At 47.1% G+C, this 23,474-nt stretch carries 24 protein-coding genes; 7 read left to right on the forward strand and 17 right to left on the reverse strand.

The features are described from left to right. Positions 1 to 51: 51 nt before the first annotated feature. Positions 52 to 954, forward strand: a complete 903-nt coding sequence (locus BZG80_RS13815) for a LysR family transcriptional regulator (RefSeq protein ID WP_077460515.1) — start codon at positions 52 to 54, stop codon at positions 952 to 954. Between the two features lie 105 nt (positions 955 to 1,059). Here BZG80_RS13815 and BZG80_RS13820 read toward each other — a convergent pair whose 3' ends face one another. Beyond that, positions 1,060 to 1,767, reverse strand: a complete 708-nt coding sequence (locus tag BZG80_RS13820) for a DUF3581 family protein (protein ID WP_077676818.1) — start codon at positions 1,765 to 1,767, stop codon at positions 1,060 to 1,062. 189 nt (positions 1,768 to 1,956) lie between these two features. Between BZG80_RS13820 and cobB the strand changes: the two genes are divergently transcribed. Then, on the forward strand, positions 1,957 to 2,673 hold the full coding sequence (gene cobB / locus BZG80_RS13825; RefSeq protein WP_021023193.1) for a Sir2 family NAD+-dependent deacetylase: 717 nt from the start codon (positions 1,957 to 1,959) through the stop codon (positions 2,671 to 2,673). A gap of 45 nt (positions 2,674 to 2,718) precedes the next feature. Here cobB and BZG80_RS13830 read toward each other — a convergent pair whose 3' ends face one another. The 4 genes from BZG80_RS13830 to potA form a co-directional block, all read right to left on the reverse strand. Continuing rightward, complete coding sequence (locus BZG80_RS13830) at positions 2,719 to 3,762, reverse strand: extracellular solute-binding protein (protein WP_077679624.1); 1,044 nt, start codon at positions 3,760 to 3,762, stop codon at positions 2,719 to 2,721. Between the two features lie 62 nt (positions 3,763 to 3,824). Further along, entirely contained in the window at positions 3,825 to 4,595 is a 771-nt protein-coding gene (potC, locus tag BZG80_RS13835) for a spermidine/putrescine ABC transporter permease PotC (protein ID WP_077460517.1), read from the reverse strand. Beyond that, positions 4,592 to 5,446 (reverse strand): spermidine/putrescine ABC transporter permease PotB, encoded by an 855-nt coding sequence (potB, locus tag BZG80_RS13840; protein WP_077460518.1) that lies wholly within the window; start codon positions 5,444 to 5,446, stop codon positions 4,592 to 4,594. The genes potC and potB overlap by 4 nt, the downstream gene beginning before the upstream one ends. Beyond that, positions 5,433 to 6,548, reverse strand: coding sequence for a spermidine/putrescine ABC transporter ATP-binding protein PotA (gene potA / locus BZG80_RS13845; RefSeq protein ID WP_025744391.1), 1,116 nt, complete (start codon positions 6,546 to 6,548; stop codon positions 5,433 to 5,435). The genes potB and potA overlap by 14 nt, the downstream gene beginning before the upstream one ends. 272 nt (positions 6,549 to 6,820) lie before the next feature. Here potA and BZG80_RS13850 point away from each other — a divergent pair, with 272 nt between their 5' ends. Together BZG80_RS13850 and BZG80_RS13855 are read left to right on the forward strand one after the other, a co-directional pair. Continuing rightward, entirely contained in the window at positions 6,821 to 7,645 is an 825-nt protein-coding gene (locus BZG80_RS13850; protein ID WP_077661173.1) for a hypothetical protein, read from the forward strand. Between the two features lie 29 nt (positions 7,646 to 7,674). Beyond that, positions 7,675 to 8,325, forward strand: coding sequence for a DUF2987 domain-containing protein (locus tag BZG80_RS13855; RefSeq protein ID WP_077460519.1), 651 nt, complete (start codon positions 7,675 to 7,677; stop codon positions 8,323 to 8,325). 121 nt (positions 8,326 to 8,446) lie between these two features. Here the strand turns inward: BZG80_RS13855 and ttcA are convergent, their stop codons facing one another. The 11 genes from ttcA to ccoN all read right to left on the reverse strand — a co-directional run bounded on the left by ttcA (position 8,447) and on the right by ccoN (position 18,505). Beyond that, entirely contained in the window at positions 8,447 to 9,376 is a 930-nt protein-coding gene (gene ttcA / locus BZG80_RS13860; RefSeq protein ID WP_021023200.1) for a tRNA 2-thiocytidine(32) synthetase TtcA, read from the reverse strand. 181 nt (positions 9,377 to 9,557) lie between these two features. Beyond that, positions 9,558 to 10,505, reverse strand: coding sequence for a universal stress protein UspE (gene uspE / locus BZG80_RS13865; protein ID WP_021023201.1), 948 nt, complete (start codon positions 10,503 to 10,505; stop codon positions 9,558 to 9,560). A 148-nt stretch (positions 10,506 to 10,653) separates the two neighbouring features. Further along, positions 10,654 to 11,403: an FNR family transcription factor gene (locus BZG80_RS13870; RefSeq protein WP_077460521.1), complete on the reverse strand. Its 750-nt coding sequence runs from the start codon at positions 11,401 to 11,403 to the stop codon at positions 10,654 to 10,656. 64 nt (positions 11,404 to 11,467) lie between these two features. Continuing rightward, the gene (locus BZG80_RS13875) at positions 11,468 to 12,142 is read right to left on the reverse strand and encodes a sulfite exporter TauE/SafE family protein (RefSeq protein WP_077679625.1); all 675 of its coding nucleotides are present in this window, start codon (positions 12,140 to 12,142) and stop codon (positions 11,468 to 11,470) included. Further along, entirely contained in the window at positions 12,129 to 12,341 is a 213-nt protein-coding gene (ccoS, locus tag BZG80_RS13880) for a cbb3-type cytochrome oxidase assembly protein CcoS (RefSeq protein WP_077679626.1), read from the reverse strand. Before ccoS ends, BZG80_RS13875 begins: the two co-directional genes overlap by 14 nt. A gap of 10 nt (positions 12,342 to 12,351) precedes the next feature. Further along, complete coding sequence (locus tag BZG80_RS13885; RefSeq protein WP_077679627.1) at positions 12,352 to 14,724, reverse strand: heavy metal translocating P-type ATPase; 2,373 nt, start codon at positions 14,722 to 14,724, stop codon at positions 12,352 to 12,354. Positions 14,725 to 14,726: 2 nt separating this feature from the next. Next, positions 14,727 to 15,212 carry a FixH family protein gene (locus BZG80_RS13890; RefSeq protein ID WP_021023206.1) on the reverse strand — a complete coding sequence of 162 codons (486 nt, stop codon included), beginning with the start codon at positions 15,210 to 15,212 and terminating at the stop codon, positions 14,727 to 14,729. 65 nt (positions 15,213 to 15,277) lie between these two features. Beyond that, on the reverse strand, positions 15,278 to 16,258 hold the full coding sequence (gene ccoP / locus BZG80_RS13895; RefSeq protein ID WP_077647425.1) for a cytochrome-c oxidase, cbb3-type subunit III: 981 nt from the start codon (positions 16,256 to 16,258) through the stop codon (positions 15,278 to 15,280). Further along, the gene (locus BZG80_RS13900; protein WP_077460525.1) at positions 16,258 to 16,440 is read right to left on the reverse strand and encodes a cbb3-type cytochrome oxidase subunit 3; all 183 of its coding nucleotides are present in this window, start codon (positions 16,438 to 16,440) and stop codon (positions 16,258 to 16,260) included. The genes ccoP and BZG80_RS13900 overlap by 1 nt, the downstream gene beginning before the upstream one ends. A 12-nt stretch (positions 16,441 to 16,452) precedes the next feature. Further along, positions 16,453 to 17,064: a cytochrome-c oxidase, cbb3-type subunit II gene (gene ccoO, locus BZG80_RS13905; protein WP_077460526.1), complete on the reverse strand. Its 612-nt coding sequence runs from the start codon at positions 17,062 to 17,064 to the stop codon at positions 16,453 to 16,455. A 13-nt stretch (positions 17,065 to 17,077) separates the two neighbouring features. Next, positions 17,078 to 18,505, reverse strand: a complete 1,428-nt coding sequence (ccoN, locus tag BZG80_RS13910) for a cytochrome-c oxidase, cbb3-type subunit I (protein ID WP_077460527.1) — start codon at positions 18,503 to 18,505, stop codon at positions 17,078 to 17,080. Between the two features lie 277 nt (positions 18,506 to 18,782). Between ccoN and BZG80_RS13915 the strand changes: the two genes are divergently transcribed. Further along, complete coding sequence (locus tag BZG80_RS13915; RefSeq protein ID WP_077679628.1) at positions 18,783 to 19,202, forward strand: hypothetical protein; 420 nt, start codon at positions 18,783 to 18,785, stop codon at positions 19,200 to 19,202. 87 nt (positions 19,203 to 19,289) lie between these two features. Here BZG80_RS13915 and BZG80_RS13920 read toward each other — a convergent pair whose 3' ends face one another. Next, positions 19,290 to 19,850, reverse strand: coding sequence for a hypothetical protein (locus tag BZG80_RS13920; protein WP_077679629.1), 561 nt, complete (start codon positions 19,848 to 19,850; stop codon positions 19,290 to 19,292). Between the two features lie 144 nt (positions 19,851 to 19,994). Here BZG80_RS13920 and BZG80_RS13925 point away from each other — a divergent pair, with 144 nt between their 5' ends. Together BZG80_RS13925 and BZG80_RS13930 are read left to right on the forward strand one after the other, a co-directional pair. Continuing rightward, entirely contained in the window at positions 19,995 to 21,185 is a 1,191-nt protein-coding gene (locus BZG80_RS13925) for an FIST signal transduction protein (protein WP_077679630.1), read from the forward strand. A gap of 5 nt (positions 21,186 to 21,190) precedes the next feature. Beyond that, positions 21,191 to 23,302: an ATP-binding protein gene (locus BZG80_RS13930; protein ID WP_077679631.1), complete on the forward strand. Its 2,112-nt coding sequence runs from the start codon at positions 21,191 to 21,193 to the stop codon at positions 23,300 to 23,302. Positions 23,303 to 23,474 lie beyond the last annotated feature (172 nt).

Raw genomic sequence — 23,474 nt, forward strand, 5'->3', positions numbered from 1 at the left:
TCTCTGATATATGGAAATAATGAAAATAATTACTTCCATTACTGACACAATATGCCTAAAACAGATGATCTCGTTCTTTTTGCTCAAGTTGTTGAGTATGGTTCTTTTAGTAAGGTCGCGGAAATAAATTCCCTGACAAATTCCGTAGTTAGCAAACGTGTTAAAAAGCTTGAAGAAGGCTTAGGCGTGCAGCTTTTGTACCGTACAACGCGCAAACTGACCCTTACTGATGCAGGGCGTACCTTGTACCAAGGTGCAAAAACTGTGAAGCAGGCCGCTGATGAAGCGTTTGATGCTGTTGCAGGACTTGGAGAAGCGATTACTGGGCAGATAAAGATATCCGTCCCGACAATCTCGGGTGAGTTATTGTTAGCCGAAGCGGTCGCTGAGTTTTGTGGTCAATATCCCGGCTTGAATATTGATATGTCTTTGAACAACCGCTTCGTCGATTTGATTGATGAAGGCTTCGATTTAGTGATCCGTACAGGGTACTTGGAAGACTCGAGTCTTATCGCTCGCCATATTCTCGATTCTCAGTGGGTCGTATGTGCAGCACCAGGCTATATTGCTCGCCACGGCAGGCCTCAGCACCCCATTGAGCTTAAACAGCATAACTGCTTGCAATACGCGTATCAGACCACAGGTGCGAGTGATTGGGAGTTTAAAGGCGAGGATAAAAATCAAGTCATCAAAGTGACAGGTAATCTGTCTACGGATAACCCGATTGCATTGCGCCAGGGAGCGTTGAGTGGTCATGGGATCGCTTATGTGCCGCGCTGTTTGGTGTATAACGATTTAATCGAAGGGGATTTGATTGATCTGTTCCCTGATCAAGTGGGAAAAAAACTTGGGATTTACGCGGTTTATCCGTTTACACGTCAACCGCCGAAAAAGGTACGCTTATTGATTGAGCATATTCGCAATAAGTATTTGGCTATTCAGCACTGCTTCTAGTTGGCACGGCTTCTAGGGAATCAGTATTCACTGGGCGATTTCATCACTGTGAGTGGCCCTGATTAGCGAGCTTCAGGGCCGATAGGACACTATAAAGTCACGGGGCTATATGGTGCTGTAAGCGTCCTTTCGCTGATTAAATCGCTCAACCAGGTCTTGAATTGCCGCTTCGCAATAGGGGCGTAATCCACTGGCTACCATGGTCTTGCATCCGTGACCGACTCGTTGGCCGTTAACGATAAAATCAAAGGCGAGCTCAACTTTTCCTCGTTTTCCGCTGACATGCATTGCTGAATCGGAGAGCTCGACTTGCGCAGAGGCAATCGATAAATCGTCGAATGCTAGGCTCATTTTTTCATACATCACCAATGGGCGATCGGTGTTTATCATCATCTGTTGCTCACGCATCAGTGGCACCATGATGTGGGGAAAGTTCTTGCCAGAAAACTGAACATAATGAGTAGCTATTTCGGTCGCCAATGCCTGATCATGACGCACCGCGCCGCGTCGAGTCATTGTTAGGTAGCGCTTTTGATCATCGTCGACGACAGTGACTTCCTCATCTGTTTCAACGATAGTTAAAGGGGTGTTGGCACTGATCATGCCATTAAACTGAATTTCAATTTCCTCACTGATCCCCGTTTTTGCGAGCAAAATAGAAAGGAGCAGATCCCCCGGCACACAAAATCGTGACGCATCGGTATCATGAATGGGGTTAAAGTCACCGGCAACGCGTTTCGCAAAGTCACTCGCTTGTTGGCGAGTAAAAATCAGTTTTCCATCTTGCTCAGAATAATAATGTTCTAAATTCATAGTGAGTAACAGATACGAGAAATAAGCGGCCATTGTAACCCAAGCAGTACCAAGCATTGGTCTAGCCAGTCGTTACATCGCTTATTTGTGAGTTATGTCAACGACTAAGGTCTAAAACCACAATGCTTCAATGGTAAAGGCGAGAGTGGTATAAATGGCGTAGGTTAATGAATTATCAAGGATAGGCGTATGACATTCCCTTATCAACATATCGTAATTTTAACCGGCGCTGGCATATCAGCGGAATCAGGGATAAAAACATTTCGTGATCAAGATGGCTTGTGGGAAGAACACCACATTGAAGATGTTGCAACGCCTGAGGGGTTTGAGCGCAATCCGACGTTAGTGCAGCAGTTTTATAATGATCGCCGTCGACAATTACAGTCGGGAGTGAGCCCAAACCTCGCCCATAACGCCTTGGCTTACTTGGAAAAAACAACTCATGCCTCTGTGCTGGTGGTGACACAAAATATTGACGATCTCCATGAGCGAGCTGGCACCCATCATATTATTCATATGCATGGTGAACTATTAAAGGCACGCTGTAGTCACTCTCAGCAAACCATTGATTGGAAAGGTGATATTTCGGTTTCTGACCACTGCCACTGTTGTCAAATGCCGGCACCTTTGCGGCCTCATGTTGTTTGGTTTGGTGAAATGCCATGGGGCATGGGGAAAATCCATGAGGCGTTAAATAAAGCGGATTTGTTTATCTCTATAGGGACATCGGGGGCAGTGTATCCCGCAGCGGGCTTTGTGCATGAAGCGGCAATGCATGGCGCGCATACAATTGAAATCAACCTCGAACCCAGTGCGGTTGAGAGCGAGTTTGATGAACGGCGCTACGGCAAAGCAAGCACTTTAGTGCCTGAGCTGGTGGATGAGATACTGGCGCTTGAGCGATAAATCAGGGGCGTCTTTGCCCCTGACAGTCTAGAACAGCACGCGGGATCACATACCGGCTTTTAAGCGTTGAAAATAATCTTCATAAAGTCGGTTGGCGTCACCTACATCGTTTTGCCATTCGCCGGCAGCCATCACCGACTGTGGTGGATAAATTTGCGGGTTATTTTTAAACGCGGCAGGCAATAACGGATAGGCGGCTTTCACTGGCGTTGGATAACCTATCTGCAGGGCAAGCTTAGCGGCGTTTTCCGGACGTAAGAGAAAATCGATCATTTTATGCGCGGCATCGACGTTTTTAGCATCCGCTGGAATCGCGAGGCTATCCATCCAAAAAATTGCGCCTTCTTCTGGCCACACCATGTCGATCGATGCGCCTTCTTGACGTGCCATGTAGGCACTGCCATTCCAAAGCATGCCTAAGGTGACTTCACCGGCTAAAAACGGGTTAGCCGGAAAATCAGAATTAAAGAGCAATACATTAGGCATCAACGCTTTAAGTGACTGATAGGCCGCTTTTATTTCTTCCGGATCTGTGGTGTTGGCAGAGTAACCGAGTTTTCGCAGGGCAATATGAAATAGCTCTCTGGCATCATCCATCATCAACAGTTGGCCTTGCCATTTGGGATCCCATAAATCAGCCCAGCTCGAGACATCGGCTTTGTCCATAAAGTCGGTGTTAACGCCGATACCTGTCGCTCCCCAAATATAGGGCACAGAATAATCATTGTTAGGATCAAAAGGTTTGTTCAAGTTAACCGGATCCAGACCTGAAAAATGCTGGAGTTGCGATTTGTCGATTTTTTGTAGCATGCCTTGCTGACGCATTTTAGCGACATAGTAAGTTGACGGCACCACAAGATCATAGCCCTCAGGATGCGTTTTCAGTTTGGCATACATGGTCTCGTTTGACTCATAGGTGGAGTACATCACCTCAATACCCGTTTCATCGGTGAAATCTTCGATAACCGAATTAGGGATATATTCAGACCAATTGTAGAAATACAAAACATCATTGTTCGCGGCGGTCGCGGTAGACGTGAGTAATGCACCGAACAGGGTAAGCGCAAAAAAGGGGGACCATTTAACCATGGTGAGCTCCTCGTAACACAAAAAGGAGGGCGGCTGACCTGTCAACTGCCCTGGGGAATGGATTATTTTAGTCGATCTTTGGCTAGCCATTGTGAGCACATGACCAGTACGAGTGACACAATCAGCATAATGGTGGCAAGGGCGTTAATTTCTGGCGACACGCCGACTTTTACCATGGAGTAAACTTTGAGCGGCAAGATTTCATAACCTGGCCCGGTGACAAAAGAGCTGACGATGACATCATCCAGTGACAAGGTGAAGCTTAGTAACCAGCCCGCTGCAACCGCGGGAGCGGCAAGCGGTAGGATGATTTTGGTCAAAATAACCCATTCGCTCGCGCCTAAGTCACGTGCGGCTTCAAGCATTTTGACATCAAAACCATTTAAGCGGCTGTAAACCGTTACTACTACAAACGGCAGGCAAAAAGTAATGTGTGACAGCAGCAAGGTCAAAAATCCTAATTGTGCGCCCATTAAGATAAAGAGCGCCAACAGCGAGATAGCCATCACGATATCGGGCGACATCATCACCACGAACAGCATACCATTGACAAACTGCTTGCCGCGAAAGCGATAACGAAACAGTGCTACCGCGGTTAAGCTACCTATAATAGCGGCCGCACTAGCAGAAAAAATAGCAATGGTCAGTGAGTTCCCCGCGGCTTGCATCAGGCTATGATTATTTACAAGTTCCTCATACCATTGCCAAGTAAAGCCTTTCCAACTCATCCCAAACTTGCTCGCGTTGAACGAATTGACGATCAAAATCAGAATTGGGATATATAAAAAAGCATAAACCAAGGAGAGGAAGCTGCCTTTAACAAAGCGATTCATGATAATGCCTCCTTACGATTCATCCATTTCCCCACACGCCAATAGGCAAATAGCAGCAGCCCCATGAGCACCGTCAGAGAAATACTGGCCGCGGAACCAAATGGCCAATCGCGAACATTGAGGATTTGGCTCTTAATCACGTTACCGATCAATAGGTTTTTCGCCCCACCTAATAAGTCAGAGACGTAGAACATGCCGAGGGCTGGAAGAATCACCAGTAAACTACCGGCAATAATGCCTGGCGTAGTAAGTGGTAAGATCACGCGCAAGAAGCATTGTAACTTGTTGGCGCCCAGATCGCGTGCCGCCTCTAAGTAGCTGTTGTCCAGTTTTTCAATGCTGGAGTACAACGGCAGAATCATAAACGGCAGCAAGATATAAACGAGACCGATCATGACCGCATATTCGGTGTACATAATACGGATAGGGCGCTCAATGATCCCAAGCCACATTAGGCTTTCATTGAGTAACCCTCTCGTGCCCAGAAAGATTTTGAGGCCATATGTGCGGATTAATGAGTTAGTCCAAAATGGCACAATGACTAAAAAGAGCATCATTGGACGCATTTTTTTGGGCATCTTGGCAACAATAAAGGCAAACGGGTAGCCGATAAGCAGACAAATCAGCGTCGCTAACGCTGCCATGTAGAAGGAATGCCACACCACTTTAGCGTAGAGAGGATCGAGAAGTTTTGCGTAGTTACTCAGCGTGAACGTCATCTCGATAAGATTGGCGTCATCGCGGGTTAAAAAACTGGTGACGATGATCATTAGGTTGGGCAAAAAAACAAATACCAACAACCAGCCGACCACCAAACCAATAATGGCTGTTTGAAGATTAAGCTTTTTCATCGGCCAATACCACCTCCCAGCTCTCTACCCAGGTCAAGGTGACTTTTTGATTCAGAGAGTGATCAACATCTGGATCGTCTTCATTAAAAAACTCACTGACCATCACGGTTTGCCCTGACGGAAGCTCGAGTACTGAATCCAGGGTCATGCCTTTATAGTTACGCTCGCGTACGTAGCCGACAATACCGTTAGGCTCCGCATCATCGCTAATTTCTTGTAGGCGAATGTCTTCAGGGCGCAGCAATACCTTGACCTTATCGTCAGGCTTCACATCAAGCTTGCAGAATACCTCGCACTCACGGGATTCAATACTGGCCCAAATGCGGTTTTCATCGATGCGTTTGATCACGGTGGCATCAAAGACATTGATTTCGCCAATAAACCGGGCGACAAACAAGTTCTTTGGCTCTTCATAGATCTCACGTGGTGAGCCGTCTTGTTCGATTTCGCCTTCACGCATGACCAGTATACGGTCAGACATCGACAACGCTTCTTCTTGATCATGGGTGACAAAGATAAACGTAATGCCGAGTTTACGCTGAAGCTGCTTGAGCTCCATTTGCATTTGCTTACGCAGTTTATAATCGAGTGCAGAGAGCGATTCGTCGAGCAGTAAGACGCTTGGTTTATTCACCACAGCACGCGCAATCGCAATACGCTGCTGCTGACCGCCTGACAACTGGTGGGGCTTGCGTGAGGCATAGTGGTCCAGCTGCACCATGCGCAGTGCTTCCATCACACGCGGTTCGATCTCATTGCGGTTCACACCTTGCATACGTAAGCCAAATGCCACGTTTTCAAACACACTCATGTGGGGAAATAAGGCATAGCTTTGAAACACAGTGTTGACGTTGCGTTGTTCGGCAGGCAAATCGGTGACATCTTGACCGTCAATGATAACCTGGCCGCTGTCAGCGTCCTCAAGCCCCGCAATTAAGCGTAATACGGTTGTTTTACCACAACCCGAAGGCCCGAGAATGGTGAGAAATTCACCGTCATTCACGCTTAAATTGAAGCGGGAAATAATTTCTTTGCCGTCGAAACTTTTGGTTAATGACGCCAGCTCGACAACCGGTTTGTGAGATAGATGGGTGTGATTCAATGGTTCGTTCTCTCTCTACCTGGCAAATTGTCTTGTACATACGTACCCATAAAACAGACGGCGCATAATAGACGCGCACAAGTCGAAGTTAAAGCAATTTTTCTCCCCATTTAATGCATTTCCTTTCATGACTGGCGTGGATAGCATCCTTGACGCTTTTCAGTGCTCACACAGACAACTTTGGGTTATTTTTCCCGGATTCGTCAGAATGATTTTTAGCTATGGGCGACAGTCAGATATACTGTGTGCATCAGTCATGATAGATAACGATTATGAGTCAACAAGAATACGATAATGCGATACACATGGGCGGGTCGATAGAAACCGCACTGAATGGCCGTTACCGCCTCGATCCGTTTGAGATCATTAAAGAGGCTTTCTCGCAGACCTTAAAACACTTTTGGTCTTTCTTACCCGCGGCGCTGGGCTTATTTGCGACTCAAATTGGTATTCTAATGCTAATGCTTACTTTGTTGCTGGGCGCACCCTCGCATTTGTTTGAGGCGCTTGTCGGGCAACGGGAGCTTACCACCGATATGATCTCCTCCGTGTGGCTAGCTAACTTCACGTCAGAGGTGTTGATTGCACCTTTATATGCTGGGGCAAGTTTGATGGGACTTAGCCATGCGATCGGCTTTCGTTCCAAGCCTCGTCATCTGCTAAAAGGGTTAGCTTTCGCATTACCCGTCACTGTGGTGATTTGTTTGTCCGCTACGCTGCAAAGTGTCGCGAGTTTGATTTTTCCGCTGCTTAGCCTTTATGTTGCGATGGTTTTTTCCATGGCGCCGTTATTAATTTGCGAGAAGCGTGTCACACCCATGAAAGCTTTGAGTGTGTCTTTCCGCGCGGTAAACAAAAAGCTGTTTCAGATGGCAACCATTTATGCGGTGGTGGGTGTGCTATTTCTCATTTCTTTTGCCACGGCTGGCTTTGCATTGGTTTGGGCGTTACCCTTCCTTTTCAATGTTAAAGGCGTGATTTACCGAGAAATGTTTGGCGTAGGGGTCGAAGTGACCGTGTCACCCAAAAGCGAGAATAATCCCGACAAATCAAACGCGTCATCACCCTCGTCAGGCCAGGATACATTTGATGCCTGAACCACGCTAAGCCCGTATGTGGAGTATCGATGAAAAAAGTAATCAGTGTATTGGCGCTATTGGGGATGATCAGTTTCCCTGCAAGTGCCGAGACATACCGTTTTAGTTATAGCAAACTCTTTACCCAACTAAAGCACAATACCGAAGAGGGTCACCCTGATATCGGTGTGGCGTACTTTATGGTATCAGCGGATTCTGGTCAGGTCTGTCCCATCTCACGAGCTTGGATGCGAAAAAAAGAGCATTATGAGGAATTTACCATTCCTGCCTCGCAAGCGTTGCCGTTGCCGTTGGATAACCAGCTGCGTAAAGTGAATCCCGATGTCTTTGTTGAAACACCGTCAACGCTAAATTGTGATATTTCATTCCAAGTGTTGGTGGATAAGCCGGTCGGAAAGACGCTAACCAGCCAACAAGTTCGCGATTGGCTACCACAAATGGATACCATGATGGAAAACCTGGGGGGGATGTTTGCCTCTTGGTTTATGCCTAAAACGCAGGGGGTGGTGATCCATTTTTCGCCCTCGGCGACAGGGAAAATAACCAGCAGTGAAGGGCAGGATTATACCATTGATGATCATCAAGCTATCATTGATGCTAGCGGCCTTGGGCAAGAGGTTAAATTAACTCTGCCTGAGGCACCCATTAAAGTATCGCCTTGGCTCCCGAAAAACGGTTAACTGCTTGCTGATCTTAGAGGTTGTTAACGCTAAGAGCGGTTAAATTCGAACGATCAGGGAAAGAAAAAAGCGCTCACTAGACCAGTGAGCGCTTTTGTGATTCAGTGATCACATTGTGATCTTATGCCTTGAGATTGACAATATCGAGTGATAATTCAGGGTCTACTTCAACGACCGCTTCTGAGTCAGGCGCCGGGTCAGTAAAACTTTCCTTATCAAATGCGGTATCGCCATCACCTTCATAAGCCATGCCTGCTGCGACTGATTTAAAGTCGAATAATGTCGCATCGGCAAGGTGTGAGGGCACCACGTTTTGCATCGCGCGGAACATGGTTTCAATGCGTCCCGGGTAACGTTTGTCCCAGCCCTGTAACATGTCTTTGATCACTTGGCGTTGCAAGTTAGGCTGAGATCCGCACAGGTTACAAGGAATGATAGGGAACGCTTTCTGCTCTGAATAACGTTCTATATCTTTTTCGCGACAATAGGCCAGTGGACGAATCACAACGTGTTCGCCATTATCGGAGACGAGCTTGGGCGGCATGCCTTTTAGTTTGCCACCGTAAAACATATTTAAAAACAACGTTTCCAGAATATCATCACGATGGTGTCCAAGCGCTATTTTGGTAGCGCCTAACTCTTTCGCCGTGCGGTATAGAATACCACGACGCAGACGCGAGCACAGTGAGCACGTGGTTTTTCCTTCTGGCACTTTTTCTTTAACAATCGAGTAGGTATCTTCTTCGATAATCTTATATTCGACCCCTAATTCGTCTAAATACTCGGGGAGAATGTGCTCAGGGAAGCCGGGCTGTTTTTGATCCAAGTTAACGGCGATTAACTCGAACGAGACAGGGGCACTTTTTTGCAGACTTTGCAACATATCAAGCAGGGTGTAGCTGTCTTTCCCGCCTGAAAGGCAAACCATAATGCGGTCGCCATCTTCAATCATATTAAAATCTGCAATGGCTTGACCTGTATTCCGGCGAATGCGCTTTTGCAGTTTATTAAACCCGTATTTTTGTGCTTTGCTCAGCTCTTGCGTGCTCATAAGTACTATCGCGTTGTCAGGCAGTCTAAACGCATTAAGCTGCCAGTGTGCATGAATGGCGGGTATGATACGGATTTTGACTATAAATGCTAGTCACTATAAAGGCGGGATGAATATAAACAAGACAGCCAACAACAGGCGGTGAGCTGCACTGCCTGTTGTATGGGCGGGTGACAATGACTTAGTCGTTGGCTCGGGGATCGAGCGGGCTGATATATCCATCAGGCTTGATCGCAAGCAGATCGCAGTCGAGCTGATCAATCATATGCTCTGCTGTGTTGCCGATAAAGACAGCCGATAGTCCAGTGCGGCCAGTTGTTCCTAGGATCACCAACTCTGCATCTAACTCTCGTGCGATATTAGGAATGACATCCTCTGGCAAGCCTTCTTGAACATGGGTTCGCGTCTCTTCGATGTGATGGCGCTGACGCAGTGCCTTCATGGCGGTGAGATGGTGGCCTCTGACGGCATCGGTATAAGCACTAGGATCAAAGTCAGGTAGCTCAATAGTAATATTCACCGGTGTTGCTGGGTAGGCGTTCGCAAGGTGTAGCTCAGCGCCCAGCATCGCACTCATCACGTTGCCTTCATCGACTAATTTGTCGTTGAGTTCGGCGTGGGTTTCTGTTTCTGAAGCCACGTGAACGGACGCAACAATTTTACCTTTATCCGGCCAACCATGCTCTTTTACCAATAACACAGAGCTGGGACATTTACGGAGTAAGTGCCAGTCCGTTGGGGTAAAAATCACTGAACCTAGCGTGTCGTGCTTGTGCGTCGCTTTGACGACAAGATCATGCTGATGACTGAGTACGCGCTCGACAATCGCTTCGTAAGGACGGTTGTGCCAAACGACGACTTTTTCAATCTCACAGTCTTGTGCATTGTGGGACTGAATGATCTCATTCATCCATTCTTCACGCTGGTGCATGACACCTTGACGCATGGCTTGTCGTTCATCAGACGAAAGCATCGAGGTCATTTCATAGGAAAAGTCGTAAATGGCGAGAAAGAGCGTAAGCTTAACCGCAGAATCACTTCGTTGGCTGAGCGTGACCGCACGTGATAACGCGGGTTGTTGTTCTTGGGAAGGATCAATAACGACGAGAAGGTTGCTGTACCTGGACATATCTGCCTCCTTTGCACAGATGCATCGGTTACTGTCACTTTAACCTAGTTGACCGGGTAGCGCGAAATAATTCATGGTTCCGATAGCAAAAAAGAGAAATGGCGCATTAAAGCGCCATTTATTAACAACTTATTTACCAAAAGTAGGCTTAAACCAAACACTCTTCGTCAGCAAGGCGTGCCAGCTCTTCCAAGTCTAACACTGTAATGTATTTACCCTTTACCGCGAGAATCTCTGATTTTTGGAAACGGCCTAATAGACGACTAATGGTTTCCACCGTTAGACCCAGATAGTTACCAATGTCACCACGAGTCATGGTTAGTCGAAACTCACGCGGTGAAAACCCACGTTGTGCAAAGCGTTTTGAAAGGCTATACAGGAAAGCGGCTAAACGCTCTTCTGCTGTTTTCTTCGATAAAAGCAAGATCATGTCTTGATCACCTTTTATCTCGTTGCTCATTAGTCGCATGATTTGCTGACGAAGCTTTGGCATCTTGCCAGATAAATCGTCGAGCGTATCGTAGGGGATTTCGCAAATCATCGATGTTTCTAACGCCTGAGCAAAACTTGGATGCTCATTATCGTTAATGGCATCAAAGCCAACTAAATCGCCTGCGAGATGGAAAGCCGTAATTTGCTCATCACCTTGTTCAGTGATGGTATAGGTTTTAACCGTTCCTGAGCGTATCGCATAGAGCGCTCGAAGATTATCACCGGCTTTGAACAATTCTTGGCCTTTCTGAATAGGTTTTTTGCGCTCAATGATGCTATCCAGTTGATCCAACTCTTGCTCATTTAACGTAAAGGGAATGCAAAGCTGGCTTATACTACAATCCTGACAATGGATCGCACAGCCACCAGACTGAACCCGCCGAGTGATGATCTTATTCGACACCATACACCTGCCTGATTTTGAAAACGTCAATTAACATATTACACCATTATCGTGTGCTAGGTCGACCTTATATAAGGAGTTTCAATGCACCTTGTAAGGTGTAGAGGCCATAAACTGCCAACATTATGGCACATGTCAAGCGTACTAGACGATTATTCAGTATTGGTTTAATTCGTTCTGCAAACGCGCCAACCGTTAACATTGCCGGTAGCGTTCCGAGCCCAAACCCTAGCATAACTAATCCGCCGCCAGACGCACTTCCCGCAACGGCAGCCCAACTGAGTGCTGAATAGACAAGGCCACAGGGTAACCAGCCCCACACCACACCAAAAGGGTAGGCATAGAGGGGAGAGCGCAACGGCATCAACTTAGAAGAAAGAGGCGAAATATAGCGCCAGAGCTTGCTACCGATACGCTCAATATAACTCAGACCATTCCATAATTGCGCCATATAAGCGGCCAGCAATAGCATCATTACTGCGGCAAAAAGTCGCAATACGGCAAGGTAGTGAGTGAGGTCAGAGAGCGCGAGCAACGAGGCAACTGCGCCCCCAATGAGTGTGCCCGCTACGATATAAGAGGTTATCCGGCCTAAATTGTACAAAAGAATATAGGGCCATTTGGCACGCTCAGCAGGCACCCCGAAGGACATGGCCGCTGCGACACCGCCACACATACCGAGGCAGTGGCTAGCGCCGAGCAAGCCAATCCCTAATGCACCGATAAAATCAACGTTTGTCATGATGTGAAGAGTCAGTGTTCTCAGTGTCATTTGACTGAGGAGTGGGCTTTTTCTCTGGTTCTTCTTCATCGAAAAGAATAGAAGAGCCTTGACGCTCAAGATCTTCAAACTGATCGGATTTTACCGCCCAAATAAAGACGACGGCGGCGACACACACCAGCATGATCGCAATCGGAATCAAGATGTACAAACTAGCCATAACGCTATCCTTATTTTTTATTGAGCAGGCGCAGCGAGTTAGACACCACAATAATGGAGCTAGCAGACATTCCGACCACAGCAACATATGGCGCGACAAAGCCCATGACAGCCAAAGGCAAAATGGTCACGTTGTAGCCCAATGCCCAGGCTAAGTTTTCTCGAATGATCCGTCGCGTTTGTTGAGCAAGACGTCTTGCAGTTAGCAGTTTTTCTAAATCATCACCAAGAAGTACCATATCAGCGGATGACTTCGCGATATCGGTTCCGCCTCCCATGGCAACAGATAAATGAGCACCCGCTAAAACGGGCGCATCATTTACACCATCGCCGATCATCAAGGTAATTGTACGACTATCAAGGCTTTGAAGATATGACAGTTTGCCTTGAGGAGACACGCCAGATACAACAGAGTCTATACCGAGCTCATCAGCGACTTGTTTGACATTGCGTGACTGATCGCCGGTTAACATTGTCGTTTGGATGCCCGCGTCCTTGAACGCGGCAAGTAATCTGGCACTACTGGGCCGGATGGGGTCGATAAGCGAGAATGCCGCGACCGGTTTGTTATCGCAGCTGAGTATGACCGGATACGATTGGTAGCTTTCAGCCCCGTCTGATAACGCGAAACTGGCTTTACCAATGCGCCAATATTGGCCATCGATAGTACCACTCACGCCTTGCCCGATATGATTATCGGCAGCGCCGACGTTGACTTTTTCCGTGGCCCGAGCCTGAAATGCGTTCGCTATCGGGTGATTGGCGAACGCTTCCAGGCTAGCGGCAATATTGATCACCTGTTGCTCTGTCAACGTGTCGCTGTTGATCTCAATCGTACTGATCTGCACGGTGCCTTCGGTTAATGTGCCGGTTTTATCGACCACTAATCGGTTCACTTTGGTTAACGTTTCTAAGACATGTCCTCGACGCAACATAATGCCGAGTTGACCAAATGTTGACGTCGAGCAGGTCAACGCGGTAGGTGTCGCTAACGACAGCGCACAGGGGCAGGTTGCAACGAGCACCGACAGCATGATCCAAAAAGCATCATCAGGTCGAGAAAAGTGCCAATAGAGCCACGTCGATGCAGAAATAATGAGAATAGCAGCGACAAAATAACGCGCAATTTGGTCCGCCAAAACAGCGACTTTGGGCTTTGCCATCTGTGCTTCATCTTGTAGGCGAACAATGTGCGCGACGAGCGATTCTTTATGGTTATTAATGACGGTGATGTCAACATTGCCCTCAACATTCATGGTGCCGGCATACACGGTATCACCGCTTTGTTTGGTTTGTGGCAACGACTCTCCGGTCAACATGGCTTCGTCTACTGATGTTTTGCCTGACAGGATTCGCCCATCGGCGGGAAAAGGCTCTCCCGGTAACACCCGAACGTGATCATCGACCTTTAAGCTGTTGGCCGGAACGGTTTCACCAGTAAGGTGACGTGCCATCTTCGGCACCAATTTCAATAAATTGGCACTGGCTGCTGCCGCTGTACGCCTGGCGCGCATTTCTAAAAAGCGCCCCAACAATAAGAAGAAGGTGAACATTGCCACCGATTCAAAAAAGACCTCACCTTTACCTGTTACCGTTGCGTATAAGCTCGAGAAATAGGCAAAGAGTAGGGCAATCGAAACGGGGACATCCATACCGAGCGTTCTGGCTTTTAGATTACGCCATGCATTAGTGTAAAAAGGTAAGGCGGAATAAAGTAGAACAGGGGTGGCAAAGATAAGACTAATCCAGCGGAAGTAGTTGCGAAAGGTTTCATCCATATCGCCAAACACTTCGAAATACATTGCCACCGCTAACATCATCACCTGCATTGTCGCGAGGCCAGCAATCCCTAACCGATAGAGATATTGCTTCATATTACGATGGTATTGCTGCTCTTGCTTATCCGCTTCAAAAGGGGCTGCTTTATACCCAAGATGATGAATGCGTGTGAGTATTGTGCTCAGTGATGTTTCGCTATCATCCCAACGAACCAGGGCACGGTTGGTGGTGGTGTTAACTTGAATATGGGTAACCCCCTTGGTTCTCTGCAATTGTTTTTCAATCAGCCATGCACAGGCCGCGCAAGAAACGCCATCTAATGAAAGAGGGACTTCTTTTTGATCGGCAACATCACGAACAAACTCTTGTTGTATATCTTGGTTATCATACAAAGTCAGTGATTTAAGCTCTTCTGGCACCAACTCTGCTTTATCCGCGTTCTCGGTACGATACTGATAATAAGAGCTCAAACCACTGTCTACGATAGTGGTTGCCACAGCCTGGCAGCCAGGGCAACACATAAGGCGAGGTTTATCGAAGATCACGACTTGGAAGGTGTCGCCTGTTAAAACAGGATCACCACAGTGATAACAGGGAGTAGTCATGGTTATTGTTTACCGCTTAACGTCAGGGTATTCGAGAGAGGGAAATTAATACGACCGTTGACCTTCCACTGTTTGTCAAACGACGCCAGTTCTATAAACCAAGGGCCGGACATAGGCTCGGCCAAATCGATATGATAAATACCAGCTTGATTTGGGTTTACCATGACATTCACGTCCTTACGCTCTAAGGTACGATGTTGTATGTGAACTTTCAGCGTCGGAAATGTGTCAAGTTGCCCTTTATCAAGTGCGATGGCAATTGCGTCTTCAGTCGCTGACAGTTGCGCTGAAATACCAAGTTGGTCTGCGACTTTCAACTTCGATAAATCAAGGTTAATGGCTTTTCCTTTCTTGTAATAGTCTTCCGCAACAAGAGAAACCGCATTTTTTTGAAATAACGCAAAGGTAGATAGACTCGCGACGACGACAGTCGCTGGTAGGGCGATAAGGAACCAAGGCCAAAACTGCTTGTACCAGGGGGTTATCATCTGAAGCTCCTTGGGATGAGCATTAGGAAGCCCCTGCAAGCAGGGGCCAGTTTATACGTAAGTCTCTATTCTACTTCAGGATTACTCAAACGCCATACATAGGCAGAGAGTATCTGAATTTTTTCTTCGCCAAGATGCGCTTCCCATGCGGGCATAACACCTTGACGGCCACCACGAATGGTTTGTTCCACCGCTCGACGTGAGCCACCGTATAGCCAGATGTTGTCGGTTAAGTCCGGTGCACCGAAAGCAGGGTTACCTTTACCATCTGTTCCATGACAAGCGGCACATACCACAAATCGGGTTTTACCTTTTGCAGCCATTTGCGGGTCGACTTTACGGCCTGACAAACTTAACGCGTAAGCGGCAACTTCTTGGACACCCTCTTCACCCATGGTATCTAGCCAAGCTGGCATATTGCCTTTTCGGCCGTGGAGCAAAGTGGCTTTGATGGTTTCAGGTTCACCACCGTATAGCCAAGCATCGTCCGTTAGGTTAGGGAAGCCGGCTTGACCTCGTGCATCCGACCCATGGCAAGCAGCACAGTTTTGGCTAAACAAACGTTGGCCAACCTTTAAGGCTTCTTCATTGCGCGCAATTTGTGTTATCGGACGCAGTGACTTGCCATCTTCTTGATAAGCGAGTTGACGGAATGCCTCACCAAACACTTTGTCTGCAGCGTCGAGTTCCATCGCGTATTGGTTAATGTGCTGAGCTTCTTGTGCCTTCGCCATTAACTCGCGTGATTCATCAACGTTGCTAACATTTTGGTAAGAGCTCTTCCAACCTAATACACCAGCAAAGTTACCTAACCCCGGGTAAAGGATGAGGTACCCCAAACCAAATACCAATGTGGCCCAAAACATGTATGACCACCACTTGGGAAGTGGGTTATTCAGCTCACGAATACCATCGTAGTCGTGACCCATGTCATCGCCCTCTGCGACGCCCATTTTATCTTTGGTCGTCCAAATGATAAGGGCAGCACAGCCAGCAATCGTGCCGAGTACGATGACTGTTACGAAGATACTCCAAAACGTACTCATTAGCGATTATCTCCTGTCTTGTTATTGGGCTTATCCTGACCCTTTTCTTCTTCGTCGAAAATCAGGTTAGCCGCTTCATCAAAGTGTTTTTTGCGACGTTTGCTATAAGCCCAAACAACGATCCCAATGAAGCTAACAAATAGGACCACGGTCCAAATACTATGAAAGGTGCCGATATCCATAGGCCCTCCTTATTACTTCATTGCGTGACCTAGTGACTGAAGATAAGCAATCAACGCTTCTATCTCCGTTTTGCCTTTAACCGCGGCTTCTGCGTTCTTAATATCTTCATCGGTGTATGGCACACCAAATTGATCGCGGAACACTTCAAGCTTCGCAGCCGTTGTCTCTCCGTCTAGCGTATTTTCTGCTAGCCATGGGAAACCAGGCATATTCGATTCAGGCACGACGTCACGTGGATTAATCAAGTGAACGCGGTGCCATTCGTCAGAATACCGATCCCCAACACGGGAGAGATCAGGACCTGTACGTTTAGAACCCCATAAGAATGGATGCTCCCACACGCTTTCACCTGCAACGCCGTAGTGACCATAGCGCTCAGTTTCGGCCCGGAATGGACGAACCATTTGGCTGTGACAAACATTACAGCCTTCACGGATGTAAATATCACGTCCTTCCATCTCTAAGGCTGTATACGGACGAAGGTTATCAACCGGTTCAGTGGTTTGCTCTTGATAAATCAGTGGTGTGATTTCCACTAAGGCGCCAAAACTAATGGCGACAATGATTAAGATCGCGAGCAAGCCTGTGTTTTTTTCTACTATCTCGTGGCGATTTGAACTCATTTAATCGTCCTCCTTACACCGCAGGCTCAAGCGATTTCAAGCTAGCTTCCGGCGCACGAATCGTTTTATATGCGTTGTAAGCCATCAAGAACATGCCTGATAGGAAAATTGCACCACCGATAAAGCGGACAAAATAGAACGGGTAGGAGGCTTCTAATGACTCCACAAAGCTGTACGTCAATGTGCCATCTGTATTCACTGCGCGCCACATCAAGCCTTGCATGACACCAGAAATCCACATCGCGACGATGTAAAGTACGGTACCAATGGTGGCTAGCCAGAAGTGTACGTTTACCAGTGAAACGGAGTACATACGCTCTTGACCAAACAGTTTTGGAATCAAGTGGTAGATAGAGCCGATTGACACCATCGCAACCCAGCCGAGCGCACCAGAGTGTACGTGGCCAATCGTCCAATCGGTATAGTGCGATAGCGCATTCACCGTTTTGATTGACATCATCGGCCCTTCAAACGTCGACATACCATAGAAGGACAGGGACACGATTAAGAAACGCAGAATCGGGTCATAACGTAGTTTATGCCATGCGCCAGAGAGGGTCATAATACCGTTAATCATACCGCCCCAAGAAGGCGCAAATAAGATCAGCGACATCACCATACCCAGCGACTGAGTCCAGTCAGGCAAAGCCGTATAATGAAGGTGGTGAGGTCCCGCCCAGATATACAGAGAGATCAGCGCCCAGAAGTGGACAATAGACAAACGGTAAGAATAAACAGGACGACCAGCTTGCTTGGGAACGAAATAATACATCATACCCAGGAAGCCAGCTGTCAATAGAAACCCGACCGCATTATGCCCATACCACCACTGTACCATTGCATCGACTGCACCGGCATAAATGGAGTAAGACTTCATCGGTGAAACTGGGATTGCCATGCTGTTAACGATATGCAAGACAGCAATGGTCAGAATAAAGGCACCGAAGAACCAGTTCGCAACGTAAATATGCGAGGTTTTACGCTTAATTAATGTGCCAAAGAACACGATAGCGTATGCCACCCATACCACCGCAATGGCGATATCGATTGGCCACTCTAGTTCAGCGTACTCTTTGGAGGTGGTGTATCCCATTGGCAGCGAGATAGCTGCTGAAAGGATAATGGCTTGCCAACCCCAGAAGGTGAACTCTGCTAACTTCCCTCCGAATAACCGTGTTTGACAAGTACGTTGTGCAACATAATACGACGTTGCAAACAGCGCACTGGTGCCGAATGCGAAAATCACTGCGTTAGTATGCAGTGGACGCAAACGGCTGTACGTCAAATACGGAACATCAAAGTTCAGTGCAGGCCACACTAACTGAGCGGCAATAAGTACACCTACCGCCATGCCCACAATACCCCACAAAATGGTTGTTAGAGTAAATTGGCGGACAACGCGGTAGTTGTAGTCTTGTTCAAGCTGCTTAACTTGGCTCATATTGCATGCTTCCACTTTTGGTTAACTACACTCACGTTTGATACGGACGAAGCCTCCGCTTCGTCTATTAACATACCTTTTTTACTAAATCGCTCGGCTGCGTACGGTTTTTAACCGCTTTATACACTCCGTTGCTATTTCTTTGTAAAAATGGCATTTTCGACCAGAATCATACTGTAGATACTGGTTAAAAAACAGGGGCTAACCCACACACTTCGTGAGGCTTACCTCCCTTTCTGATAAAACTTTGACCTCTGTAACATGGAGAAGGCCACACATGGCAGCAGAAAAACTCACTCGCGGGCGATTAGCGCAAATTATCGTTATGCTTACACTTTTAGTGATCGCCTTCTTTTGGCGCACGGTCATTTATACGCCAGGACTGACAATTATAGATTGTAAGGATGCGACTGGTTTTTGTGGCACATCACAATCTCAAGAAAAAGTCGCGTATGAATGGATAAGGAAGAATGACACTATATATTTTTCTTTATTTTCAGAGAGTAAACCTCACTCCGCGTACTGGGATCAAAAGGGGAAGCAATCACCTGAGCTAAGCATAAAACAGGTTCAAGAAGGGGAAGGATACCGGACTAATTGGCAATGGTCTCGTCACGATCTCCCTACCGATATGGGTATATTTAACGTTGTCTTTGATCGGTATCAATTTAAATTTAATTACCCAGAAAAAGGATAAATAAGTGCGGTTTATATCGTATTTATCGATGCAGTGCTTTATTACTAAAGAAAATGCTTATTTATGATGGTTTTTATATTTACACAGTTACAGTTTAACGCTAAAAACCTGATTATTAATGCGTTTTGATTCTTCCCCTAAAAGAAAGCAAACCAGTGGTGATAAAATTTCGCACTTTTCACGCACTGATAATGTTTCATCACCACTGTTAAAATTGTGATCCAACCAGAAAGTGACACTGTTAATCCGTTGCAAGAAGTTTGTGTCCGGTATGTCATCGAGACGGGGCTTTATTAGCCCCCCATGTGGAGAAATCATGACACAAGCCGCGTCAGCTTGACAAAATTGATCTAAAACTGGATACCCCAACAGTCGCATGTACCGTTCACCGTCTTTGGCAACCTGAACTACGCCAGTTAGCGGTGCAAGTTGAGATACACTTTGCGATAAGGCAGCGGTAAGAGCGTCGACGGTAAGCGCCGGAACTGATTTAAATCGAACTCTAGGTTCATGAGCAACGATATCAAGTGCAGAGGCCTGATTGTGATCGATAATAATGGGGGTATAGCCTTGAGCGGCAAGTTGATAAGCAATCGTGGCGCCTAAAGTGCTCGCGCCACCCAATAGCGCAACGGGTCGACAATCCATGTTCAACGCTCAATTGATATAAAGGGCGTATAGGATACGTCAGTTTAGAATCTATTTCAGCCACCGAGAACAATGAATTGATCGCTTGATACATGTATCATTAGCACTGTCATACACTCATATTCCTATCAACGTAACGGTGACATGAAGATAGCAACGGCACGAACTCAAGCTGATGACGCAGTACAAGCCGCCTATGCATTGGCGCGCACCATCAAAACGCGTATCAGTACGCCTAAGCTTTTGATGATCTACTTTACTGAGCATTATGACGTTCAAGCGCTTCAACGTACCTTATATCGTCTTTTTCCGGGCGTACCACTCATCGGCTGTTCTACGTGTTATGGCGTGATGACCCAAAATGGATGTACCAGCGGTCCTGCGGCAGCTATCTGGGCATGCAGTGATGATAAAGGGAGTTATGGCTCAGCCTTGGTCTCCCATCAAGCACACCGCCATGTGCGCGACTCGGCGCGTATGGCACTGACTCAAGCGATTGAAGAAAGTGGGCGATGCGGCGAGTTACCCAAATTGATTGCGTTGCACAGCACGCCTGGTGAAGAAGAGGCAACCTTATCGGCAATCCGAGAAGAGCTAGGCGTATCTGTTCCCGTCATCGGTGGTTCGGCAGCGGCAGAAACAGTCGGTGGAAACTGGGCTATTTTCGATCACAAGGAAACAGCAACGTCCGGCATCGCGATCAGCGTTTTTTATCCCTCAGCTCGGGTCAGTTACTCGTTCCATTCTGGCTATGCGCCGACTCAAAGGCATGCGACGGTGACGGATGTGCGTGGTCGCGCATTGGTGAGCTTAAATCATCAACCTGCTGCCGAAGTGTATAAACGCTGGTACGAGTCAGAAACTGGATTGACTCTTGATCCTACAGATTCGCTTTTCTCTCAATCCACGCTTTATCCGCTAGGCACTCAAACCGGCACAATACATGGTTTGCCATACTACACATTGTCGCATCCGACATTTATTAATGCGCAAGGTCATATGGAGTTATTTTCTCAGCTTGAGGTTGGCCAAACTGTCTATTTTATGTCGGGAACCAGCGAGGGGCTCATTTCGCGAGCCAGTCGAGTAGTGGAGTCAGCAAATGATCATGCACTGTGTCAGCCTGAGCCTCTGGGTGGATTAGCGATCTACTGCGCTGGATGCATGTTGCATGTAAAAGATCGCCTTGACCAAGTGGCTGAGAATATCAATACGGCCTTGTATAACGCTCCTTTTGTATGCCCCTTTACGTTTGGCGAGCAAGGGCTCTTTAAAGGGGGAGAGTTATCTCACGGTAACTTAATGATCTCGGCTGTGCTGTTTCATAAGGATTAATCAAGATGTCGAAACGCTTATCGGCTTCTGAACGTTCAGACTCTGAATCGTTGCAAGAAACCTTATTTGAACTCAGCCGCGTTGAGGCCAGAGAAAAACGGCTAAGAGAAGAGAACGATGCAATTCTGTCTGCCATTTCTGCTATGACAGAAGCCACATCGAAGACAGATATCTTTGCGTCATTGCTCGACGTTATTCATCGCTATGTGAGTTTTGATAGTGCGGTCGCGCTGAGTCGCAATCGTGAAACGGAAGATGCGTTTCGCTGTTTAGTGTCTACGGAGCGATTGCTAGAAACGGTAACGTGGCAAACAGGGGACGTGTTTCACCGTTGTGTAAAAGGAGAGACGGTTGCTATTTATAAGCCAGGCATGATCAAAGAGCTTCACTGCTTAACCCATCAATATGCCAGTTATCTTCAAGGTACAGCACTGATCAGCGGCTTAACGGTCAATGACAGCGAAGTCATGCTGATTTTATTTTCACATCGTCGTGATTCGTTCAATAACGAAGCTCAGCAGGTCGTCGATCGATTTCGTCCATTGATCGAGCGGACCATTATGGATATCGACTATCGACACCGCTTGCATGCGCTTGTCAGTAGCCGAACCCAGGAGCTTAATGCAAGTCGTCAACGCTTCCAGGATTTTGCACAAACAGCAAGTGACTGGTTTTGGGAGCTTGATAATGCGTTTCAGCTCACGTATCTATCTTCGCCTAATACAGATATCCATATTGATGCCGAGGCATTGCTGGCGAAAATAAAATCAGATAAAGAACTAAAAGCACAGCTTGAACAGCTTATATCCCGCGAAGAATCTTTTAGTGACATTGAGTGGCATATTGCATCTCGTGCGCATGACTACTGGGTGAGCCTCTCTGGCCGACCTTGCTACAATAAAAAAGGGCAATTGTCAGGCTATCGCGGCACCGCCAAAGATATTACCGCCACCAAGCGTCGCGTTGTCGAGCTGCAACAAGCGCGCCGTCAGGCTGAACTGGCCAATAATGCCAAATCACAGTTTCTTGCTGTAATGAGCCACGAAATACGGACGCCGCTAAATGCGGTATTGGGCTTGATTGATGCACTACAACATTCGCGGCTAACCTTAGAGCAAAAAGAGTGGGTAGGGCAGATGGATAAATCCGCTCAACTGCTATTGACATTAATCAGTGATGTGCTTGATTTATCTAAAATTGAGTCAAATCGCTTTTCCCTCTCTCCCTCGTTGATGAAGCCAAGTGACTGTGTCACTAACGTTTATCAACAGCTCATTGATCGTGCCGATAAAAAACGTATCCATTTATCCGCATCAGTGTCTCCCTCTGTTCCTGATACGCTTTATATGGATGAGAATCGCTTTACTCAGATTTTACTTAACCTAATAGCCAACGCGTTAAAGTTCACCGACCAAGGTGGTGTGACAGTGTCACTTAATACGGATGGTGATGTACTGATCCTGAGGGTAAAAGACACGGGAATTGGCATTGATGAAAGCCAGATTGGACGCATTTTCGATCCCTTTACCCAAGCAGACGGCAGCATTACTCGTCGGTTTGGTGGAACAGGCCTTGGTTTATCCATCTGTAAAAAACTGGTTGAGATGATGGGTGGACGTATCGATGTAGACAGTGAGCTTGGCCAGGGCACAGACTTTTGTGTTCGCTTGCCTATTGTTGCGACCCCACAAGATGCCGAAAAACATCAGCCAACGCCGGCGATACCGGCAGGCAATGTGCAACCTATGGTGATTTTAGTCGCTGAAGATAGCCGCGCCAATCAGATGGTTGTGCGTTTGATGTTAGAAAAGCAAGGCCACACTGTGGTGCTTGCATCAAACGGCGAAGAAGCGCTAGAGCATGTAAAGCAGACTGAATTTGATATTGTTTTAATGGATATGTCGATGCCAGTCATGGATGGCATTGCCGCAACAAAAGCGTTACGCGCATCTGGCTTTAAGCAGCCGATTATTGCTTTAACTGCCAATGCCATGGACGAGGACAAGCAACGCTGTGTTCGGGCTGGCATGAACGACTTTGTCACTAAGCCAGTGCGAGCAGCGAGTCTGAGTGCGGTGCTTTACACGCATCAGCCGTTAACGCTTTCTGATCACTAATTACCGCTGAGTTGAATCGAATTAGACCAAACGTGTTGGAATAATGACGATTAAAGGAAGTAGTAATTAGCTATTTTATGGTAAATAGCTAATTACGTTCAATGGCAACCAAAAAGAGCAGTGCGCGATAGCATGACCCCACATAGAAACCTTACCTAATACTATATTTAAC

This window comes from Salinivibrio sp. MA440 (assembly GCF_001996265.1).
In the GTDB taxonomy this organism is placed as follows: Bacteria; Pseudomonadota; Gammaproteobacteria; order Enterobacterales; family Vibrionaceae; genus Salinivibrio; species Salinivibrio costicola.